We start from the raw sequence: 1388 nt of genomic DNA, 5'->3' as shown, positions 1-1388 counted from the left end.
GAAAATGCGAAGAAAAAATAGAAAATTTTTTGTTTCTATTTTTAGTCAGCATCAAAATTTATTTTTTTTATCACTTTTTATTGGTGCAAACTGAATTATTATAGATTTTTATTTTTTACGCAAATTGTAAAATGAAGTTAGCCACCTTGAGTCAAGCAAAAAACATCTGAATCTCTTATACTAGAAGTTCGACCAAATAGTATAAAAAGGAAATTCAGATGCAAGACTATTCTATCACAAGCCAGAGCAAAGGGAAACACCTGACCAATCAAGACCGTTTAAACATTGAACGTTGGCACAATAAAGAAGGACTGAGCAACCGTGAGATTGCGCGCTTATTGAATAAAGCTCATGGGACGATTGACAGAGAGATGAAGCGAGGGGAAATCCAGCTCAAGCGGAAGGTAAAATACTCTGCTAAAAAGGCTCAAGAAAATTATGAAGGATTGAGGGCTCACAGTGTTCGTCCGAGTAAACTCACGACTGAGATTGATTGTTATGTGAGTACACGTCTTAAAGAAGACAAGGACTCTTTGGAAGTCATTCATCAGGCTCCAAAAGGAGTTTCTCTGAGCAGCCTCTACAATTGGGTCAACTGGGGCTGGTTAGAAGCCAAGCGTCATCATCTTTTCTATCCGCAGTATAAGGCGGCAAAGAAAATCAAACCTCGTGCGCCAAAGCATCCTTTTGGTAAGTCTATTGAAGAACGGCCTGAGTTCATTAACAATCGCTTAGAAGTGGGGCATTACGAGATTGACACGGTCATTCTTACGAGAGCTAAGAACAAGGTGCTTTTGACGCTCACAGAGCGAAAATACCGCACGGAGATCATTCGCTTGATTGATGGGAAAACAGCACAGGCGGTCAATGATGAGCTGGTGGAACTTCAAAAAAGTTATGACTTCAAATCCATTACCCCTGACAATGGCCATGAATTTGCAAGGCTCTCTGAGGTCGTAAGCTGTCCAGTTTACTATGCACACGCCTACGCGAGCTTTGAGCGAGGGACGAATGAAAACCATAACCGAATGATTCGTAGGCATCTGCCAAAAGGCACAACAAAGACGACCCCTGAAGAAGTCGCCGCTATCGAGTATTGGATGAACCATTATCCAAGAAAAATGTTCAACTATAAGAGTTCATATGAGATGAGCTTGGCTGGCTAACTTGGACTTGCAATTTGCGTTCTAATTATAACATTTCCTGAAAGTTTTTTGTGCGCTTTCTACTGTAAATAATTACTATCAAAAAAGCACCAAATCATTGATGCTCTTATGCAATATTTATTTTAATGTTTTCTATATTTCTAAAAAGTTTTTTTCACTTTCAGAGAGAATAGAATTTTTTTGATAGGCATAATTAATATGAAAGAATTGTTTATCTTCTTC

The 1388-nt window shown here is 38.7% G+C and carries 1 protein-coding gene; it reads left to right on the top strand.

The window, feature by feature from the left end:
• Positions 1–218 precede the first annotated feature (218 nt).
• Entirely contained in the window at positions 219–1166 is a 948-nt protein-coding gene (locus tag ABZT12_RS39320; RefSeq protein WP_356394677.1) for an IS30 family transposase, read from the top strand.
• Positions 1167–1388: the final 222 nt, after the last annotated feature.

Source organism: Streptomyces sp. NPDC005423 (genome assembly GCF_040606415.1).
Lineage (GTDB): Bacteria > Actinomycetota > Actinomycetes > Streptomycetales > Streptomycetaceae > Streptomyces.
This window is presented reverse-complemented; position numbering and strand designations above follow the sequence as displayed.

Excerpts from the sequence above, each read along its gene's own strand:
- ABZT12_RS39320 (WP_356394677.1), top strand. The coding sequence starts at position 219 with ATGCAAGACTATTCTATCACAAGCCAGAGCAAAGGGAAACACCTGACC.